We start from the raw sequence: 17,679 nt of genomic DNA, 5'->3' as shown, positions 1-17,679 counted from the left end.
ACCACCTTGGTGGCGGCAGGCGGCCCGGCGGGCTCGGGCGCCCTCCCCGGAATCCCGCGCGCCCTCCGGCTCCCGGCGTCAGCCGACGGGACGGCGGTCGACCGGTGTGATCGGGGTCCTGATGGACACGGGGGTGCGGCGCGGGCCGGACCAGGGGGCCGGTACCGCCTCGATGTCGCGCGCCAGGCGGTAGACGAGGGATTCGTAGTTGACCCGCCAGCCGTGGAAGTGCGGCCACGCACCCTCCGGGGTGCGCTCCATCGGGTAGCCCTGGTCGGCCAGGCGGGCCACTCCGTCCAGGAACTCCTCGTAGGTCAGCTCGATCGGGTCCTCGGGATGTGGATCCCGGTTGTAGGGGATGCCCTTCATGTCCGCGATGTCGCGGAGGCAGACGAAGCCGGCGCGCAGCGCCATCCGGACCTCGGCGCGGTGCGGCTGGGACGGGTTGAAGGCGAGCCGCAGCGCCGCCGCGTCCATCACGGAGAGCAGCGCGATCAGCCAGTTGCGGGTGCTCTTGGGCGACCGGAACTGGAGCAGCACCGGATACGTGGTGTGGCTCTCGCTGACCTCCGCGCTCCACCGTTCCCAGCTGCGGAACAGATCGGTCAGGTCCTCCAGCAGCTCGACCTGTGCGTAACGGGCGAGGATCTCGGGCCCCCAGGCGGGGTTCCCCGCGCGGGCCTGGAGCAGGGTCACCTCGGTCTCGCGCCGCTGGTAGGCGCCGTACAGCGTGGGCAGGTAGCCGATCTGGAGACCGATGACGATGGGCCCTGTGGCCGCGGCGCAGAAGTCGATGACGTTGAGCGTGGCCCTGTTGCTGCTGGCGAAGCCGAGCGTGAAGAGCGACGAGCCGGCCTCGATGAGCGAGTCCCTCAGGGCGAGGTCGCTCACGGCGGCCTCCAGCAGCCCGTAGCCGACCATGAAGCTCACGAGCCAGCTCATGAGCGTGACGACGATGGCCAGCGGGGCGACCGGTCCCAGCACCATGTCCTTGCCCTCGGCGCTGTCGAGCCGGTCGGCGATCCACTGGAACGGCAGTTGGACCGCGCGCTGGACGACCCGGGTGAACCCGGACCGGGTCGAACGCGGAATCACCAGCGTCCGCAGCACCGACGAGAAGGTCCCGAACACGATGACGGCACCCAGGATGCCCAGCAGTACCCGCACCTCTGTTATGTCCCGTCCGCTTCTCTCCGGGCCATGCCGCGCCCGCCACCTCGTGGGCACAGCGTACGAGGTGACGGGGCGGGCGGCCGGGCAGGAGAGGAGTGTCGGCTACCCGGCGAACCCTTCGGTGGACGAGGTCACCGCGGCGAACAGCACGATCGGCTCCTCCTTGTCCTCATGCCCGACGCTCACCGCGACGCGGCGCTCGCCGACCTGCCAGTACAGGAGGTCGCCGAAGTAGCCGTTCTCGCAGAGCTCCCGGAAGAGGGGCGGGATGTCGTCCTCCTCGTCGGGGTCCATGCCGGCGTAGTCCTCCATGGACATCTCCTCGCGGGGGCCCCACCGCTCGTCGAGGACCTTCGCCAGTTCCTCCAGTTCCCGCTCGAACTCCTCGTTGACCCGCATGGCTTCGTCCCAGGCGTCGTCCACGTCGTAGAAGTCCCGGCTCTGGTGCAGGGTGACCATCCGGTAGCCGTCGTCGCCGAGGGGCTGTGCGAGGAGCTCGTCGATGCGGACGACGTGGTGCTGCATGCTCATGGGCAGTCTCCTGTCACAGCTTCGCCCGCGGGGCGGGCACGGGCAGGGGTTCCAGGGCGCCGCAGTCGGCGAGGGCCTTGTGGGCGGCGAGGACGGTGTCGGCGGACGGGGTCTCACCGGGAACGGCGGCGAGGTCGAGGACGACGCCGCCGTGGGTGGTGGGGATGCGGCGGGCCGGGAAGTCACCGGGGACGCGGGCGGCACGGTTGGCGGAGAGGTACACCGCCCAGCCGCAGCGGGGGTGGGAGGGGCGCAGGCCGTACTCCGACTCCAACTCCTCGTACAGAGGCCAGTCGTAGACGGCTCCACGGTCTGCGTCCCAGACGCCCCCCAGCACGGCCAGCGCCTCCGCGTACCGGCCCGCGAGCGGGGTGGCCGCCTCCTCGGCCGGCTTGAACAGCGTCAGCGACGCCGTGAAGGGCGAGTACTCGTTCGTGCCGCCCGCCTGGGCCCGGACCCGGGCATACCCTCCATCCGGCTGGGTGGCGATCACGTGGTGCGTGTAGCCGAGGATGTCCAGGTCGTCGTGCGTGTTGACCGCCTCCAGTGCTGCCGCGAAGCCTTCGGCGTTCGCGGGCACGACCTCTCCGGGGCCTGCGTCCTCCTGCCAGCGCCACTCGGAGAGGGCACCCCCCGAGTGGTCCGTGAGCTGCCCCAGCAGCTCGAGCCAGCGCTGCGCCAGCTCGACCGGGGTCTCGGCCCTGGGACCCCAGGCCACCTGCACGACCACTTCACTCGACATCGGAGCTGCTCCGTTCCTGCTTCCTACTTCTTCCACGGGGTGTACTTGACGACCACGTCCACTCCAGCATCTCTGAAGGCCTTCCGCGCCGCGTCCGCAACCGCCTTGTTGGAGAAGTTCCACTCGACCGTCTTGCCCTTCGCGGCCCGCAGCTGCCGAGTCGCCTGCTCGATGAACTTGTCCGCCTGGCCCTTCTGCAGCGTGCCGTCCTTGCCGACCTTCTTGCCGTACCCGAACTTCGCCTCGACGTAAGTCTGCCGCGAGGAGTCCCAGCCGTCGAAATCGACGTCCCGGCCGGTCTTCGGGTCCTTGACCCCGTACTCCTTGCCGCGCTTCACCTTCGAGACCTGCTCCTGGTAGCGCATCCAGCGCTCCATGTTCGGCCAGTACGCGATCGACTTCTTGGCCTTCCACTTGCCGTCGCCGCCGTCGATGGAGCCCTTGCGCGGGTTCTTCAGGTCCTTGGCCCAGGAGGGCTTCTTCCACTTGGCGACCTTCTTGCGGCTGGCCTCCTTCTTCGCCTCCTTCTCGGCCTTCTCGGCCTCCTCGGCCTTCTTGCGGGCATCCTCGGCGTCCTTCTTGGCGCCCGTGTCGCAGCCCTCGTCGGCCAGGACGACCCGCCCGGAGCCTCCTGCGACGACGACCCGCCCCGGGGCGGGGCCCGCCAGGACCGTGGTGCCGGTGCCCGAGGAACCGGTGAAGGGGGTGGCCGTGGAGGAACCCGGGCCGCTGCCGCCGTACGGAATCCTGCCGAGGGGTCCCGAGGAGATGGTGCAGCCGGACTTGCGGGCCTTGTCCTCGGCCTCCTTCGCGGCGTCCTCGGCCTCCTTGGCGGCCTTCTCCGCCTTCGCCGCATCGCCGGCCTTGGCCGCCTTACGGGCGTCCTCCGCCGCCTTGGCCGCCTTGTCGGCGGCCTTCGTGACCTTGGCGATCTTGCTGAGCGCGCCGACCTTCTCGACGATCTTCGCTTCGCCGTAGCCCGGAATGAAGAGGGAACCGACGTTCCAGATGACGTGGCTGACAGCCCGTGTCTTGTGACCGTTGTTCCACTCGTCCTTGACGTCCTGGCCGATGAACATGTCGTCCAGGACCTTGCCGCCGGTCTTCAGCGACGCGCCGCCCCAGTCCCAGAGCGCACCGCCGTAGTCGCCCTTGCTCCACTTGTCGGACGCGCCCTTGGAGTCCTGGACCCACTTGTCACCGAGCTGCTTGCCGTAGTCCTTCAGCCCGTTGAGCGTGTCGACCGGGTGACGGACCATGCCGTAGATCCCGGTGAGATCACCCCACACACCGTCCTGAAGCAAGCCCTGACCGACCTGCTTGACCTGGTCACCCGCGCACCCGAAGAAGGCGCCCACGCCGGAGAAGCAACCGTCGTCGCCGCCGTCGTCCCCGGCCGCCGCCTCGTCGTCCTCCCAGCCGGGCTCGCCCTCGGCCGCGTCGTTCTTCTCGTCGTCGGTGTCGTCGGCCCCGTCGGCGCTCGTCTGCGTGGCGGAGTCGGACGACCGGGATCCGTCGCCGCCGCTGCCGCCGGTCCCGCCGGCACCTCCGCTGCCGCCCGTGCCGCCTGAGTCGCCCTTGCCACCGCCGTCGGTGCCGGAGCCGCCCGAGCCGCCGGTGCCCCCTGAATCGCCCTTTCCGCCGCTGCTGCCGGTGCTTCCGCCGTTGCCGGTGGCGCCGCCGCTCTTGCCCCCCTGGCCGCCTGTTGCGTCACCGGAGCCGCCGTTGCCGCCAGAGCCGGAACCACCCGTGCCACCGGAGCCGCCGGAACCGTGGTCCCCGCCGTTACCGCCGTCGGCACCGCCGTTCTTGCCGCCACTGCTGGCGCCGCCGTTCGCGCCGCCGCCGTTTGCGCCACCGCTCTTGCCGCCGGCGCCTCCGTCGGTGCCCTTCGCACCCCCGTTGTCACCGCCCGCCTCGACCTGCGAACCGTCATCCCCACCCGACGGCGCAGGACACGACGTACCCGTGACCTTGCACACCGCCGACTGGATACCGCTATAAACCTGCGTGCCCAGACCACTCACCAGCAGCGCGACGATGATCGCCACGACCACCGCGATCAACCCGGCATACTCCACCGCCGTCTGACCCTCGTCACCCCGACGCCACCGGATCATCCGGGCCAGCGAGAACGGCCGACGCTCCGCCCGCTCCCCACTCTCCAGCCGGAACCACGCACGGCTCTCCGACCGCGTCAAAAAGACCAGAATCAAAATCGGCAGGAACAACTGCGAGAAACCACGCGTCGACCCGTCCGCAAGATTGCCCGCAGCCCCCAACAGCAACCAGACCTGAACGGCCACCAACGCCGCCCACACCCGCACACTGCCAGTCCACGCCCGACGCGCCAGCACCCAGCCGACCGCACCCGGCGCCGCCGCATACACCACCTGAGCAATCAACCGGCCATCGACGGCATCCACAGACGCCGCCGTCCACAACAGCCCGACCCCGCCCAACACCGTGAACGCGAACAGCACATGCAACAGCACCAACGCCGACGCCAACGGCTTGGGCAGCTCACGCCGAGTGCTGGAAGGTGGCCACCCACCCCCGTACGCCGGAACTCCCCCGTACGACGACATGACGACCCCCACCTCGCGGACGACAGCGAACCACCGTGAAGGGCGAGGCTAGGGGCGCGCGTTCATATGCGCATGGGCCCGGAGTCCCAACTCCGGGCCCAACTGTGCCTGTTGTCGTGCGCGGCCGGGTCAGCCGTTCTTCGCGGCGTCGGACTCGGCCGACGAGACGGCCGAGTCAGCGCCGTCGAGGAGCTTCTGCATACGGGCCAGGTCGGACGAGGACGAACCCGTGCCGGCGGACGCGGGGGTGGACGCCGAGGACGCGCCGGTCGGGGCCGCGGCGCCGTCTCCCCCGGAACCGTCCGCGGAGTGCCCGCACCCGGTGACCAGGAGGGCGACCACCAGGGCGGACCCGGCGAGCAGTCCGGGCCCGGAGCGCCGGGGATGCCGGAGGGTCCGGGACGGACTCATCAGCTCTTGCTCCCGTTGTCGTTGGCCGCGCACCACGTCCTGACGGCGCGGACGTCCTTCTGGCGCTGTTCGAGCGTGGGCACGAGGGACCGGCGGAAGGTGAGCCTGTCGTCGAGGAACTTCTTGATCGCGTCGTGGCCCGCGGCATCGGCGTTGTCCGCGCGCTTCTGCAGCCGCGCTATGGAGCCGCGCACGGTCGCGTCGCCGTGCAGGCGCTTCAGCGCGCGTGTGATGCGCCGGTCGATCTTCGGCGCGCGCTTGCACAGCTTCCGCGCGCCGTCCCCGGTCGGAGCGGCGTGCGGCGTGGCCGTCGCGGCGGTGCGCGGGGCGGCCTGCGCGGCGTCCGACGAGCTGTCGGCCGCGGCCAGGCCCGCGGCGGCGAAGAGGGTGCCCGCGGCGGCGAGCGAGACGGCGGCTGTCCTGAGCGTCGGCATGACGATGTCCTCCAGGGTCCGGAGCGGTTTGCCTGTCCGTCCGAACGCTAGGAGCCGTCCTTGTGGAAATCGTGTGGCCCGGGATCGGGCGGCCGGGGGGCGGACGGCTGAGGGGCGATGGGCTGAGGGGCGATGGGCTGAGGGGCGATGGGCTGAGGGGCGATGGGCTGAGGGGCACGTGGCCGAACGGCCCGTGCCCGACGCACCTGAGGGGCGCTGGGCCGAGGCGCCCGTGGCCGAGGCGCGCCTGGCAGGGAGCCCCCCGGTGTCGGGGAGTCGGAGTCGTGCGGCCGGTCGGCGGTCGCGATCAGCCAGTCCCGGCGCAGCGGCAGCGTCATCTCCGTCCCCCGCGCGCCGTCCCCCTCCAGCGGGAGCCGGACCTCGAAGCGCGCTCCGGGCCCGTCCGGCCGGTCCACCACCCGGATGCGGCCCTGGTGCAGGGCGATCTGCTGGGCGACGAGGGTGAGCCCGAGCCCGGAACCCGGGCTGTCGGGGCGCCGGTGGAAGCGGTCGAAGACCGTGTCCCTGAGGTGCGGCGGAACACCGGGGCCCCGGTCGTCCACGGTGAGGACCGCGACCGCTTCCCCGTCCCGCGGCCCGCGTTCCACCCGCAGCGCCACGTCCACGTGTCCGGGTGCGCCCCTGCGGCCGCCGTGCACCAGGGCGTTGGTCAGCAGGTTGTCGAGGACGAGGCGCAGTCCCGGCTCCCAGCCGCGTACGGACAGGCTCGGCACCCCGGTGGCGTCGATCCGCGCGGTGGGGTGCCGGCGCCTCAGGTCGGCGGCGGAGGCCTCGACCACGTCGGCGAGGTCCACCGGGCCGAACGCCTCCGGCTCGACGAGGTCGCCGCGCCCCAGTTCACGGAGCATGACGATCAGGCCGAACAGGCGCGCGTGCTCGCGCCGCAGATCCTCCAGGACCTCCGCGCGGTCGTCGGCGGCGAGGTCCGGGTGCTCGGCGAGGATCTCCAGGTTGGTCTGCATGCTCATCAGGGGCGTACGGAGTTCGTGGGACGCCGCGGCCGAGAAGGACCGGGCGGTGGCCAGTGCCTCGGCGGTGCGGTCGGCCTGCTCGTCGTAGCGGGCGAGCACCGTGCGCAGGGTGCTCGCCAGGTCGTCGACCTCGGCGACCCCGGTCGGGGTGTGGTCGAGCCGGGTGGCACTGCGCCGCGGGTCGAGGCCGCTGGTGCGCCTTTGCAGCAGGCGCAGCGGCCTGCTCGCACGGGCCGCCACGGCCCAGGCGGCCAGCCCGGACAGCGGGGCGGCGAGCAGCGCCACCCGCACCACCCGCCCGCGGACCAGGCCGATCTGGGCCTGGCTCGCGGTGTCCGGCGAGAACAGCCACAGCGTGCCGTCGACACCCGGCCGTGTTCCCTTGACCCGCACGGAGAGGACGCGCCAGCTCCCGCCCGCCGCGTGCACGGTCCGCGGGACCGCGGCACGCACGGGCAGCGGCACGTCCGCATCGGGCTGCGGGCCGCCCGCCGAGACGGTTCCGTCCGGGCGGGTCAGCCGCAGTCCGACGTCCAGCGCGGACGTGAACATCTGCCGCTCACGTGCCTGTTCCACCGCCGGGGGCCGGTCGGCGGCCGTCGCCCTGAGCAGCCTGCGGGCGTCCGGGACGGCCGACGCCGCACGTTCCCGCAGATGGGCGTCCTGCTGGGTGTGCAGGTCCGAGGCGACCAGCCGCACGAGCAGCCAGCCGGCGGCCAGGACGAGCAGCGGGGTGGTGAGAGCGACGGCGAGGGCGATACGGGTGGAGAGCTTCATGACCGGTCCCCGGTGCCGTCACCGGCGGGCCGCGGGTCCACCGGGCCGTCCGGCAGGTCGTCCCTGAGGACGAACCCCACCCCGCGCACCGTGTGGATCACCCGCTCCCGTCCGCCGGTCTCCAGCTTGCGCCGGAGATAGCTGACGAACGTGTCCACTGCGTCGGTGCGCACGTCGAAGTCGTAGCCCCACACCCGGTCGAGCAGCTGGTCGCGGGTGAGGACGATCCCCGCGTTGCGGGCGAGCACCTCCAGCAGCTCGAACTCGCGCCGGGTCAGCGACAGGGCCCGGCCGTCCAGCCGTGCCTCGCGGGCCGCCGGGTCCAGGGCCAGACCGCCGACCCGCACCTCGTCGGTGGCGCGCGCCGGGCGACGGCGCAGCAGTGCCTGGAGCCGCAGCACGAGCTCCTGGAGCGCGAAGGGCTTGACCAGGTAGTCGTCGCCGCCCGCCTGAAGGCCCGCTATCCGGTCGGCGGTCTCGTCCAGTGCCGAGAGCATCAGCACGGGCAGGTCGTTGCCCGCGTCGCGCAGTCTCCGGCACACCTCCGTCCCGCTCAGGTCCGGCATCGAGACGTCCAGAACCACGACGTCCGGCTCCTGTTCCCGTACCCCGGCCAGGGCAGCGTGGCCGCCCTCGGCGAGGTCGACCGTGAATCCGCTCAGCCGCAGTCCGCGCTCCAGCGACCTGCGTATCGCCGGGTCGTCGTCGACCACCAGCACCCGCCCCTGGCTTCCGGTCCCCGCCATGTCTCTCACTTCCTCTCGCGGACCGATCGATATCAGCCGCGGGCGGCTCCCGCCAAGGTGCGCGGGGGGCGAGGGGTCCGCCCGGGGCGGCGGGTTCACGGCCTCACCGTGCGGGTCATCCCGCCGCGAACGCCCTCGCGCCCGCTCTCGGCAGCACCGCCCACATCCGCGTACCGCCGCCCGGCTCCCGTGCGTCCCCGAATCCCCACTCGCCGTCGCAGGCCCGCACCACGCAGGCCAGCACCCGCAGCGCGGCGCGGCGTCGCCCGTCGCACGCCGCCGCGAGCCGCGGGTGCGTGTGCCGTGGGTGCCCGTCGCAGAGGATGACCCGCAAGGCCCCCTCCCGGTACCGCAGCGACAGGTACACCTCCGCGGTGGGCGTGAAACGGCAGGCGCAGGAGGCGAGTTCGGCGACCGTCTGGACCGCGGCGTCCGTCATGTCCCGCAGCCCGTGTCTGGCCAGCACCACCCGGGTCGCGGCCCGAGCGACCCCGGGACTCGCGAGCCCGGCGGGCAGGGTCAGGCTGTACGCCAGCCCTTCGGGGTCGGGCGGAACGGGGACCTCGTCGACGAGGACAGGGCAGGACGTGACGGCACCGGTGCCGGTGCCGATGGCGTTTCCGGGCATGACTGACTCCCTTGAGCGGGGTGGGACGGGGTTCCGTACGCCGGACGGCGGTGGCCTGCCGCACGAGGTTCCGCGCAGGCTCGCGCGGTGCACTTCCGCCTACAGCGTGCGTAGTCGTTGCGTCACTCACTGTAGGGAAGGCGGAGTCACAGTGTCCACGTGGTTGGTGATAATTACCCCCACCTCCGATGGACTGGGGAGCAAGGCAGGGGGCAGACTGGGGCGCACCACGGCTCGAGAAGGGGCGGGATGCCGACAAGAAGCACGCCGACGGAGCGCCAGAAGCGGCTCGGTGCCGAGCTGCGCAAGATGCGCCTGGCGGCCGGAGCGACCACGGAGTACGCCGCCGGACTGCTGGGCATCGACCGGACCAGGCTCTCCAACATGGAGTCGGGAATCCGTCCGATCTCGCCCGAACGCGTCCGCACACTGGGCTGCAACTACGACTGCAACGACGAGAGTTACGTCGACGCCCTGGCAACCATGGCGGCCCCTGGCGAGCGCGGCTGGTGGGAGAAGCACCGGGGCACGCTCTCCGCCGGGCTGCTGGACATCGCCGAACTGGAATGGCACGCCACCCGCGTACGGACGGCCCAGGTCGTGCACATCCCCGGACTACTCCAGACCGAGGAGTACGCGCGGGCGGTCTTCAGCGCGGTTCTGCCGCCCCTGACCCGCCTGGAGATCGAACTGCGCGTGGCGCATCGCATGGAGCGCCAGCAGGTCTTCGACCGGCCGCACCCGCTGTCGTACGTCGCCTACGTCCACGAGGCCGCGCTGCGCATGCCGTTCGGCGGCGCGGAGACAACCCTTCTGCAGCTCAAGCATCTTGCGGCCATGTCCGAGCGGGACGGCATCGACGTTCGCGTCATCCCGACGAGCGTGGGCGGCTTTCCCGGCGCCGGTCACGCCCTGCTGTACGCCGACGGTGTGGTCCCCCGGCTCGACACCGTGCAGCTGGACTCGGCCCACGGCCCCGAGTTCACGCACGCCGAGGCCCAGCTCACCAAGTACCGGGCCCACCTCGACTGGATGGAGGACGCGTCCCTGCCACCGTCGGGCTCACGCGACCTCATCCGCAGAATCGCACGCGAACACTAGGGGAGACTCCGTGACCGACATCGCCTGGGAAGAACCCTTCTGCGGAGAAGGCAACAACTGCTTCCGCATAGGCACCGACACCGAAGGCCACGCCTACATCGCCGTGGCCGGGCAGGAGCACCACTACGTCACCGACTCCGTCGAGGCGCTGCGGACGCTGATCGCGGAGATCAAGGCGGGGAAGGCAGACCACCTGCTGTAGGCCCCCCTGCCGGGGGGCCTACAGCTTGCCTCACAGCCCGTTCTCCGCCGACTCCCGCACCTCCGGGGGCAGCGTCGCGTCGGCCGCGAGTCGGGCAAGCGCCTCGCGGCTGCGCGGCACGGTGTTCCACCAGCGCAGCAGCAGGACCGCCTGCTCCGCGGCAACACCACACCGGGCGTACTGCTCGGCCAGCTCCATCGCCCACGGGACGAGCGGCTCCCCCTCGTCGACGTACATGCCGAGCCAGGTGAACACCTCACCGGCGATCCAGCCGCCGATCCACGTCACCCACCGCCGGACGAACCGCTCCCCGTCCTCACTGTCGGGGTCCTGCGGGACGTCGGGGATGCCGAGCAGCGCGCACTCCCGAAGCGCCTCCAGCATCCGCTCCCGGGTCACCAGCCGCGCATACGGCATCAGGGACCGCATCACGATGCGGACCTCCAGCCAGGCGGGCTCCTCCTCGTCGTCGAAGCCGTGCCAGTCGGGTGCCGGAACCGGATCCGGCACCGGCTCGGCAGGCAGGCAGGCCTCCAGGACCGAGCGCGCGCAAGCGATGTTCTCCTCGGTCTCCGGCACGTCCTCCGACCACCCGCTGCCCCAGGCGTCGGGCAACTCCCGTACGGGTGCAGGCAGCAGGGGCTCTTCGCCCCGCGCCGACGACTGCGCACGACGGTCGTAGAAGGGCCGGCGCAGACTCCTGAGCCGATCCCTCGCCCAAGCGTGATGGAACTCGTCCATCACGCCGGCCCCCACCAGGCGCAGCAACGCGCTCTCGCCGTGGGGCACACCGAGGTCGTGCAGCAGATTGAGCGCCTCGGAAGTGGCCAGCCCCGCTTCGACACAGCGCTCGGCCACTTCCGCAATGCGTGCGCGGTCCCGCGGCTCCTGCCCCAGCCACCGCAACACGTCACGGGCCCAGCTCGACACCGCGCGGGACGCCACCTCAGCGGCGATCTCATCGAGCTGTTCCTCGAACCACCGACCGGGTACCGGCGGATCTGCCGTCTCCGCCCAGGCCCGCAGCACTTCGACGACACCCTCACGGGTGAACCGTTCGGTCGTGGGCAAGGCCTGTACGAGCCGGTGACCGACCTCCCCGCGAACCCGGTCGACGACGTCCCGCTCCCCCTCGCTCCAAGCGCCCCGAGCAGCCGATGGCGACGCGGAAAGCGCAGCCGTCAGCCCGTCGAGCGCGGTGCGCTCATTCGCCTCCGTACGTGGCAGCTCCTCCAGCTTCCGATCCCGCTCCCGGGTGAGGTCGTTCCAGGGCGGAGGCAGCTCGCGCATGGCCGCGGGCAGCAGATGGTGTGCGATCACGCTCGGCCGCCTCCTTCCTCTCGTCTCGTCCGTGGGCCGCACCTCAGGAGACACCCAGGTACTCCATGGCGGACTTGGGGTCCTTCATCTTGCCCGAGTCCCGAGCCGCCTGCTGCTCGGCGGGTGACTTCTTGGACCACGCGTCGTTCATGGCCTTGAGCTTCTGCGGCGAGATGTCCTGCCCGCCGACGCGCAGGTCGAGACCCTCGTCCGCCAGCACCTGTGCGGGGGTGCCGTCCGGCTTCTCGCCGGTCTTCCTGTCCTTCTGGAAGCCGTCGAAGACCTTGTCCCAGCCGTCCTCCGTCTCGATCTCGTAGCGCGCCTTGCGGCCGGGATGCGCCTTCTGCCAGTCGCCCAACCTCTTGGCCTGAGCCGGCATGTGGGCTTGCGTGGTCGCCTGTCCCGTGTTCTTCACCTCGGCGACGTGGACGTTGCCGTCCTTGCCCTTGTAGACGACATCGGCGTCGTCGATGGCACTGACATCGACCTTGGTTCCGTCACCCAGGTCGATCGGCTCCTTGGCGCCCCGGCCCTTCTTGGCCCCGACGCCGGCGTAGACCTTCGTGCCCTCGGCAGCCTCGCGGTCCGCGACACGCTTCGCCGCCTTGACCTCTGCCATGGCCTCGGCCAGTTGATGCCGATTGGTGGCCTTGAGCACGGTGCCACCCAACGATCCACGGCTCTCTTTCTCGATGTTCTTGGTCTTCAGCGTGTCCGAGAGGTCCCTGAGCGACTGGGCAAGCTCCTCCTTGCCGATTTCGCCCTTGGCGAGGTCCGGGTTGTCCTTGGCCCTCTTGACCAGGTCGTCGACCTTCTTCTCCTCGAGGTTGAACCTGTCGCTCTTGGGCGTCTTCTGCTTGTCCTTGGCGTCCGTGATGGTCTTCTTGGCGTCTTCCGCCGCCTGCTCCAGGTTCACGCCATCGGCGGCCTTCTCGGCGTCGTCCGCGTTCTTGCGGGCTTCCTCGGCGTCCTTCTTGGCGTCCTCGTCGCAGCCGTCCGCCAGGATCACGTACCCGGGTTCGCCGGCGGCCAGAACGGTCGTACCGGTGCCGGAGGAACCCGTGACGGGCGGTCCGTCGCCATAGGGGACGACCATGCCGGGGGCCGACAGCGTGCAGCCGGACTTGCGGGCCTTCTCCTCGGCCTCCTTCGCCGCGTCCTCGGCCTCCTTGGCGGCCTTCTCCGCCTTCGCCGCGTCACCGGCCTTGGCCGCCTTACGGGCCTCCTCCGCCGCCTTGGCCGCCCTGTCGGCGACCTTCGTGACCTTGGCGATCTTGCTGAGCGCGGCGACCTTCTCGACGACCTTCGCTTCCCCGTAACCCGGAATGAACAGCGATCCGACGTTCCAGATCACATGGCTGACGGCCCGCGTCTTGTGACCGTTCTTCCACTCGTCCTTGACGTCCTGGCCGATGAACATGTCGTCCAGGACCTTGCCGCCCGTCTTCAGCGACGCGCCGCCCCAGTCCCACAGCGCACCGCCGTAGTCGCCCTTGCTCCACTTGTCGGACGCGCCCTTGGAGTCCTGGACCCACTTGTCACCGAGCTGCTTGCCGTAGTCCTTCAGACCGTTCCAGGTGTCCACCGGGTGACGGACCATGCCGTAGATCCCGGTGATGTCGCCCCACACGCCGTCCTGGAAAACACCCTGACCGACCTGCTTGACCTGGTCACCGGCACACCCGAAGAACGCCCCGACACCCGAGAAGCAGCCGTCGTCGCCACCGTCATCGCCGCCGTCGTCGTCGCCGCCGTCGTCCTTGGCAGGAGCGGCCTGGGTCTTGCCCCCATCGGACTCGCCACTGGCGCCACCCGCACCGGAACCGCCGCTGCCACCCGAGGCACCCGAACCGCCCGAACCGCCCGAGTCCCCGGACCCGCCCGACCCGTGAGCACCACCCTGACCCGACGAACCGCCGGAGGAACCGCCGGCACCACCGTCGGCACCCGCCGAGGATCCACCGGAGCCGCCGCTCGCGCCGCCACTCTTGCCGCCCGTGCCGCCCGTTGCGTCACCGGAGCCGCCGGAACCGGAACCACCGTTCGCGCCGCCGGAACCGTGGTCCCCGCCGTTGCCGCCGTTGGCACCACCGTTCTTGCCGCCGTCGGCACCACCGTTCTTGCCGCCGTCCGCACCGCCGCTCTTACCGCCGTCCGCACCGCCGCTCTTACCGCCGTCGGCGCCGCCGCTCTTGCCTCCGCCGTTCGACCCGCCGCTCTCGCCACCGGCGCTGTTGCCGCCGCCGTTCGCGCCACCGCTCTTGCCGCCGGCGCCTCCGTCGGTGCCCTTCGCACCCCCGTTGTCACCGCCCGCCTCGACCTGCGAACCGTCATCCCCACCCGACGGCGCAGGACACGACGTACCCGTGACCTTGCACACCGCCGACTGGATACCGCTGTAGACCTGCGTCCCCAGACCACTCACCAGCAACGCGACGATGATCGCCACGACCACCGCGATCAACCCGGCATACTCCACCGCCGTCTGACCCTCGTCACCCCGACGCCACCGGATCATCCGAGCCAGCGAGAACGGCCGACGCTCCGCCCGCTCCCCACTCTCCAGCCGGAACCACGCACGGCTCTCCGACCGCGTCAAAAAGACCAGAATCAAAATCGGCAGGAACAACTGCGAGAAACCACGCGTCGACCCGTCCGCAAGATTGCCCGCAGCCCCCAACAGCAACCAGACCTGAACGGCCACCAACGCCGCCCACACCCGCACACTGCCAGTCCACGCCCGACGCGCCAGCACCCAGCCGACCGCACCCGGCGCCGCCGCATACACCACCTGAGCAATCAACCGGCCGTCCACAGCGTCCACAGACGCCGCCGTCCACAACAGCCCGACCCCGCCCAACACCGTGAACGCGAACAGCACGTGCAACAGCACCAACGCCGACGCCAACGGCTTGGGCAGCTCACGCCGAGTGCTGGAAGGTGGCCACCCACCCCCGTACGCCGGAACTCCCCCGTACGACGACATGACGACCCCCACCTCGCGAACAACAGCGAACCACCGTGAAGGGCGAGGCTATAAGCACATGATCAGAAACGCATGGGCCCAGGGTCCCAACTCCGGGCCCAAGCCCGCGCCTGCTGCCACTCGCAGCCGGCCAGCTCCTCTTCGAGCGTCGGACTCGGCCACCGAGCCGTACCGGCCGCGGACAGCTCCCACCAAAGCGCAGGAGGCGCGAGGGGGACAGACCCTGGCGGCCAACCGTAGGTCACGTACGGGGCTGCAGCGATCACCGCAGCCAGCTCCTCGAGGATTCCGGTCGACCGGTCGCCGGTCACCACGGGATACGTCGCGGAGACCGGCCGCGCCACCAACGGACCGTGTCCCCGGCTTCGGCCGGGACAGTGAAGTCCATGAAAAGGGCGTCCAGTTCGGTCACCGCATCCGCGAGCCCTCTCACGTGCTCCGCCGCGACCTCATCCACCCCCATCAGCCACGACAGCGCATCGCGAGCATCGAGGTCACGTTCGAACAGGTCCTCGCGGTACCGGGCGGACGGGGCCCAGTCCGCCTTCAGTCGACGAACCAGCCTCTCCCAGACCCGCAGGTAGTAGTGGATCTGGCCCTCGACGCTGCCTGTCGTGCCCGTTGGAAAATCTGAGAGGAACACGTCGGAGACGGGCGTGGCGATCACTTCGCGGTCGAGGATTTCCGGAAGGACCTCGACTCTCGCACCGGGCAGGTCCTGGACCGGATCCTCTGTCACTTCGACCCGATATGCGGTCTCTTCGCCGCTGTCCATCGCTTCCAAACGGCATCGGACGGAACGACCGTCCGGTACCGCAATCCAATAATCACTGGGCAGTTGGAGTTCCGACGGATGGAGGACCGAGCTTCCCGTGCGGGCAGCGACACCGAGAGCCAGCCCGGATTCGGTGAGGGAGCCCGCCGCCTCGTCGTCGATGTAGATGTCGAGTTCAAGCGACAGATCCCCGGATGGGAGCAGGCGATAGGTGCAGAGCACGGGGGAATCCCAGTTCCGCCCCTCCTGGTCCCCGTCGGCGTCGACGAAGTCGACCGCCGCGCCCGGCAGGCCCAGCAGGTCCGCGAGGGCGTGCTGAAGACCCGACGGATCGAGCCTCGCAACGGTGAACAGATTGCCGATCAACCCTCGCTCCACGTCAGCCGGCGTGCCGGTCTTCGCGGGTCCAGACGTGCTCCGTCACGGATGACGGTGCCTTGGTGTTCTCCTGCTTCCACCGACGCAGATCCTCACCGTTTCCGATCTTGATTCCGAACGCCCACGTCGGATCGAAGAAGATCCAGTAGCGCGACTCCAGCTCAATGCCGAGGCATTTGACCACTCCCTCGACGAGGGACGACCCGGCATCCGAGAAGTACCGGATGCCGGTGCATCGAAGCCCGTCCCAGCCGTCCCCGAAGATCTGTTCGCCACAGGACGACACGATGACCTCGTCCTCCGCGTCGTCAAACAGATCGATGCCGTCCAGGCGGATGGAGTCCTCATGGCTCACGGCCAACTGGTCGTACTGCCCCACCGAGGCAAGCTTCAGAACTCCCTCGTCGAGAAGCAGGTAGACGACGATCGGCTGCGGTCTGAACTGCGGGATCGCGTCGTCCCGGTCGACCCAGCCCGGAACGACGACGTCGGTCACCTGCCGCTGACGGAGCACGCCTTCGACAAGGTGCCACGGTGTCACCGGCGCTCCAACACCCGTGTCCATCGGCCTCCTCCTGCGCGGTTCAGAGCACGGCACAGCACCGAGGCCGACCCGCATCCTGGTGCGTGGCCGGCCTCGTGGCGTTGTTCGGTTTCTTCCCGGCCTGTCAGCCGCCGGAGCGCGGGAAGGTGATCTCGACGCGGCGGTTCTTCTTGCGCCCCGCATCCGTGGAGTTGTCGGCGATCGGGTACTGCTCGCCGTAGCCGCGGACCTCGTAGGTGATGCCCGAGTCCGACAGCTCGTCGTCCAGGACGTTCTGGACGGCGTCGGCGCGCTGCTTGGACAGGACGTCGCCGTGGGCGGACGAGCCGAGGTTGTCCGTGAAGCCGAAGACACGGACCTTCTTCGGGTCCTGCTTCTTGATCTCCTCGGCGATGGCCGCGATACGGGACTTCGCCGCGCCGCTCAGCTTCGCGCTGTCCTTGCCGAAGAGGACCTCAGCCTGGAGCGCGAACTTCACGACCTGGTTGGTGTCCTCACGACGCTCCTCGCCGCCCTGGTCCTCGATGACGGACTTGATGTCCAGGACCTTGGGCGCGGCGAGCGTCGCACCCTCGGGGAGCTTCAGGTCCGGGTCCTTCGCGTCGACCTTGACCGGCGCGCTGGCGGACGGCTGGGTACCGGGCGGCGCGCTCGGGCTGTCGTCCGCCTGGGCGAGGGTCGCCCCGACGACGTTGGCGGCCACCAGCAGGGAAACGGAGACGACGGTCGCCGCGAGGCGTGGAGCCGTCGTGCGTGTACGGGTGTGGGTCATGGTCGGCCTCACCCGGAGATCTTGATGGTGCCGGTCGCGAAGGTGGGAAGCTGGAAGGTCACTTCCTTGGTGCTCGCGGGAGGCGCAGGGAACTGCATGAACACAGGTACCGATTCACCGGCCTTGACCGCCGGGAACGAACTGGTGGTCAGAGGACGCCCCTCTGTGTCCCGCAGTACGTAGTAGCGCTTCTTGCCGGCGGAGTCGACCAGCGTGGCACCGCCGAGAGAAACACCGTGCTTCATGATCTCTTCCTCGTCACCGCTCAGAGCCGAGGACACGTTCTTGATGTCGCCGCTGTCGTTCTTCAGCTGTCCGCTGACGGTGAGGAAGCCGCCGGAATCCCGCTCGGCCGAGTTGATGGTCAGAAGGAAGCCGTCCTGGCCCTTGAGTTCCGCAAGAACCTGGTCCGGATTCTTTGTCTGAGCATTCGGGTGAGAGCCACCCTTGGAGGCGGATGATTTGGGACTGTCGTGATTGTCGCTGCCGCCGCAGCCGGCCACACCGAGGGCCAGGCCGGCCGCAACGGTCACTGCGACCATCCCCCTGCGGGCCTTCGTAGTGAACCGAATGCTCATG

Annotated in this window: 17 protein-coding genes; 2 read left to right on the top strand and 15 right to left on the bottom strand. The window is 70.2% G+C overall.

Features of this window, described 5'->3' with window-relative positions; all coding sequences use genetic code 11:
* Positions 1-78 precede the first annotated feature (78 nt).
* The 9 genes from ACWCP6_RS05470 to ACWCP6_RS05430 all read right to left on the bottom strand — a co-directional run bounded on the left by ACWCP6_RS05470 (position 79) and on the right by ACWCP6_RS05430 (position 9,022).
* Positions 79-1,167, bottom strand: coding sequence for a hypothetical protein (locus tag ACWCP6_RS05470; RefSeq protein WP_450931001.1), 1,089 nt, complete (start codon positions 1,165-1,167; stop codon positions 79-81).
* Positions 1,168-1,275: 108 nt separating this feature from the next.
* Positions 1,276-1,704 carry a hypothetical protein gene (locus ACWCP6_RS05465; protein WP_450931000.1) on the bottom strand — a complete coding sequence of 143 codons (429 nt, stop codon included), beginning with the start codon at positions 1,702-1,704 and terminating at the stop codon, positions 1,276-1,278.
* Between the two features lie 13 nt (positions 1,705-1,717).
* Positions 1,718-2,446 carry a hypothetical protein gene (locus tag ACWCP6_RS05460; protein ID WP_450930999.1) on the bottom strand — a complete coding sequence of 243 codons (729 nt, stop codon included), beginning with the start codon at positions 2,444-2,446 and terminating at the stop codon, positions 1,718-1,720.
* Between the two features lie 23 nt (positions 2,447-2,469).
* On the bottom strand, positions 2,470-5,034 hold the full coding sequence (locus tag ACWCP6_RS05455; RefSeq protein ID WP_450930998.1) for a Tox-REase-5 domain-containing protein: 2,565 nt from the start codon (positions 5,032-5,034) through the stop codon (positions 2,470-2,472).
* A gap of 129 nt (positions 5,035-5,163) precedes the next feature.
* On the bottom strand, positions 5,164-5,445 hold the full coding sequence (locus tag ACWCP6_RS05450; protein WP_450930997.1) for a hypothetical protein: 282 nt from the start codon (positions 5,443-5,445) through the stop codon (positions 5,164-5,166).
* Positions 5,445-5,879 (bottom strand): hypothetical protein, encoded by a 435-nt coding sequence (locus ACWCP6_RS05445; RefSeq protein WP_450930996.1) that lies wholly within the window; start codon positions 5,877-5,879, stop codon positions 5,445-5,447. Before ACWCP6_RS05445 ends, ACWCP6_RS05450 begins: the two co-directional genes overlap by 1 nt.
* A 47-nt stretch (positions 5,880-5,926) precedes the next feature.
* Positions 5,927-7,648: an ATP-binding protein gene (locus tag ACWCP6_RS05440; protein WP_450930995.1), complete on the bottom strand. Its 1,722-nt coding sequence runs from the start codon at positions 7,646-7,648 to the stop codon at positions 5,927-5,929.
* Positions 7,645-8,394 (bottom strand): response regulator transcription factor, encoded by a 750-nt coding sequence (locus ACWCP6_RS05435; RefSeq protein WP_450930994.1) that lies wholly within the window; start codon positions 8,392-8,394, stop codon positions 7,645-7,647. Before ACWCP6_RS05435 ends, ACWCP6_RS05440 begins: the two co-directional genes overlap by 4 nt.
* Before the next feature lie 115 nt (positions 8,395-8,509).
* Complete coding sequence (locus ACWCP6_RS05430) at positions 8,510-9,022, bottom strand: ATP-binding protein (RefSeq protein ID WP_450930993.1); 513 nt, start codon at positions 9,020-9,022, stop codon at positions 8,510-8,512.
* Between the two features lie 249 nt (positions 9,023-9,271).
* On the opposite strand from ACWCP6_RS05430, the gene ACWCP6_RS05425 reads away from it, so the two are divergent.
* Both ACWCP6_RS05425 and ACWCP6_RS05420 read left to right on the top strand, forming a co-directional pair.
* Positions 9,272-10,123: a helix-turn-helix domain-containing protein gene (locus ACWCP6_RS05425; protein WP_450930992.1), complete on the top strand. Its 852-nt coding sequence runs from the start codon at positions 9,272-9,274 to the stop codon at positions 10,121-10,123.
* A 10-nt stretch (positions 10,124-10,133) separates the two neighbouring features.
* Positions 10,134-10,325 (top strand): hypothetical protein, encoded by a 192-nt coding sequence (locus tag ACWCP6_RS05420; RefSeq protein ID WP_450930991.1) that lies wholly within the window; start codon positions 10,134-10,136, stop codon positions 10,323-10,325.
* A gap of 30 nt (positions 10,326-10,355) precedes the next feature.
* On the opposite strand, the gene ACWCP6_RS05415 is transcribed toward ACWCP6_RS05420, so the two are convergent.
* The 6 genes from ACWCP6_RS05415 to ACWCP6_RS05390 all read right to left on the bottom strand — a co-directional run bounded on the left by ACWCP6_RS05415 (position 10,356) and on the right by ACWCP6_RS05390 (position 17,678).
* On the bottom strand, positions 10,356-11,645 hold the full coding sequence (locus ACWCP6_RS05415; RefSeq protein ID WP_450930990.1) for a hypothetical protein: 1,290 nt from the start codon (positions 11,643-11,645) through the stop codon (positions 10,356-10,358).
* 43 nt (positions 11,646-11,688) lie between these two features.
* Positions 11,689-14,631: a hypothetical protein gene (locus ACWCP6_RS05410; RefSeq protein ID WP_450930989.1), complete on the bottom strand. Its 2,943-nt coding sequence runs from the start codon at positions 14,629-14,631 to the stop codon at positions 11,689-11,691.
* Between the two features lie 307 nt (positions 14,632-14,938).
* Entirely contained in the window at positions 14,939-15,772 is an 834-nt protein-coding gene (locus tag ACWCP6_RS05405) for a hypothetical protein (RefSeq protein WP_450930988.1), read from the bottom strand.
* Between the two features lie 13 nt (positions 15,773-15,785).
* The gene (locus tag ACWCP6_RS05400) at positions 15,786-16,280 is read right to left on the bottom strand and encodes a hypothetical protein (protein WP_450930987.1); all 495 of its coding nucleotides are present in this window, start codon (positions 16,278-16,280) and stop codon (positions 15,786-15,788) included.
* A 172-nt stretch (positions 16,281-16,452) separates the two neighbouring features.
* Positions 16,453-17,100, bottom strand: a complete 648-nt coding sequence (locus tag ACWCP6_RS05395) for an OmpA family protein (protein ID WP_450930986.1) — start codon at positions 17,098-17,100, stop codon at positions 16,453-16,455.
* An 8-nt stretch (positions 17,101-17,108) separates the two neighbouring features.
* A complete protein-coding gene (locus ACWCP6_RS05390) occupies positions 17,109-17,678 on the bottom strand; it encodes a hypothetical protein (protein WP_450930985.1) in 570 nt (189 codons plus the stop codon).
* Position 17,679 lies beyond the last annotated feature (1 nt).

It is taken from the genome of Streptomyces sp. NPDC002004 (genome assembly GCF_053593975.1).
The sequence above is the reverse complement of the archived record's forward strand: the minus strand, read 5'-3'. Positions and strand labels throughout refer to the sequence as shown.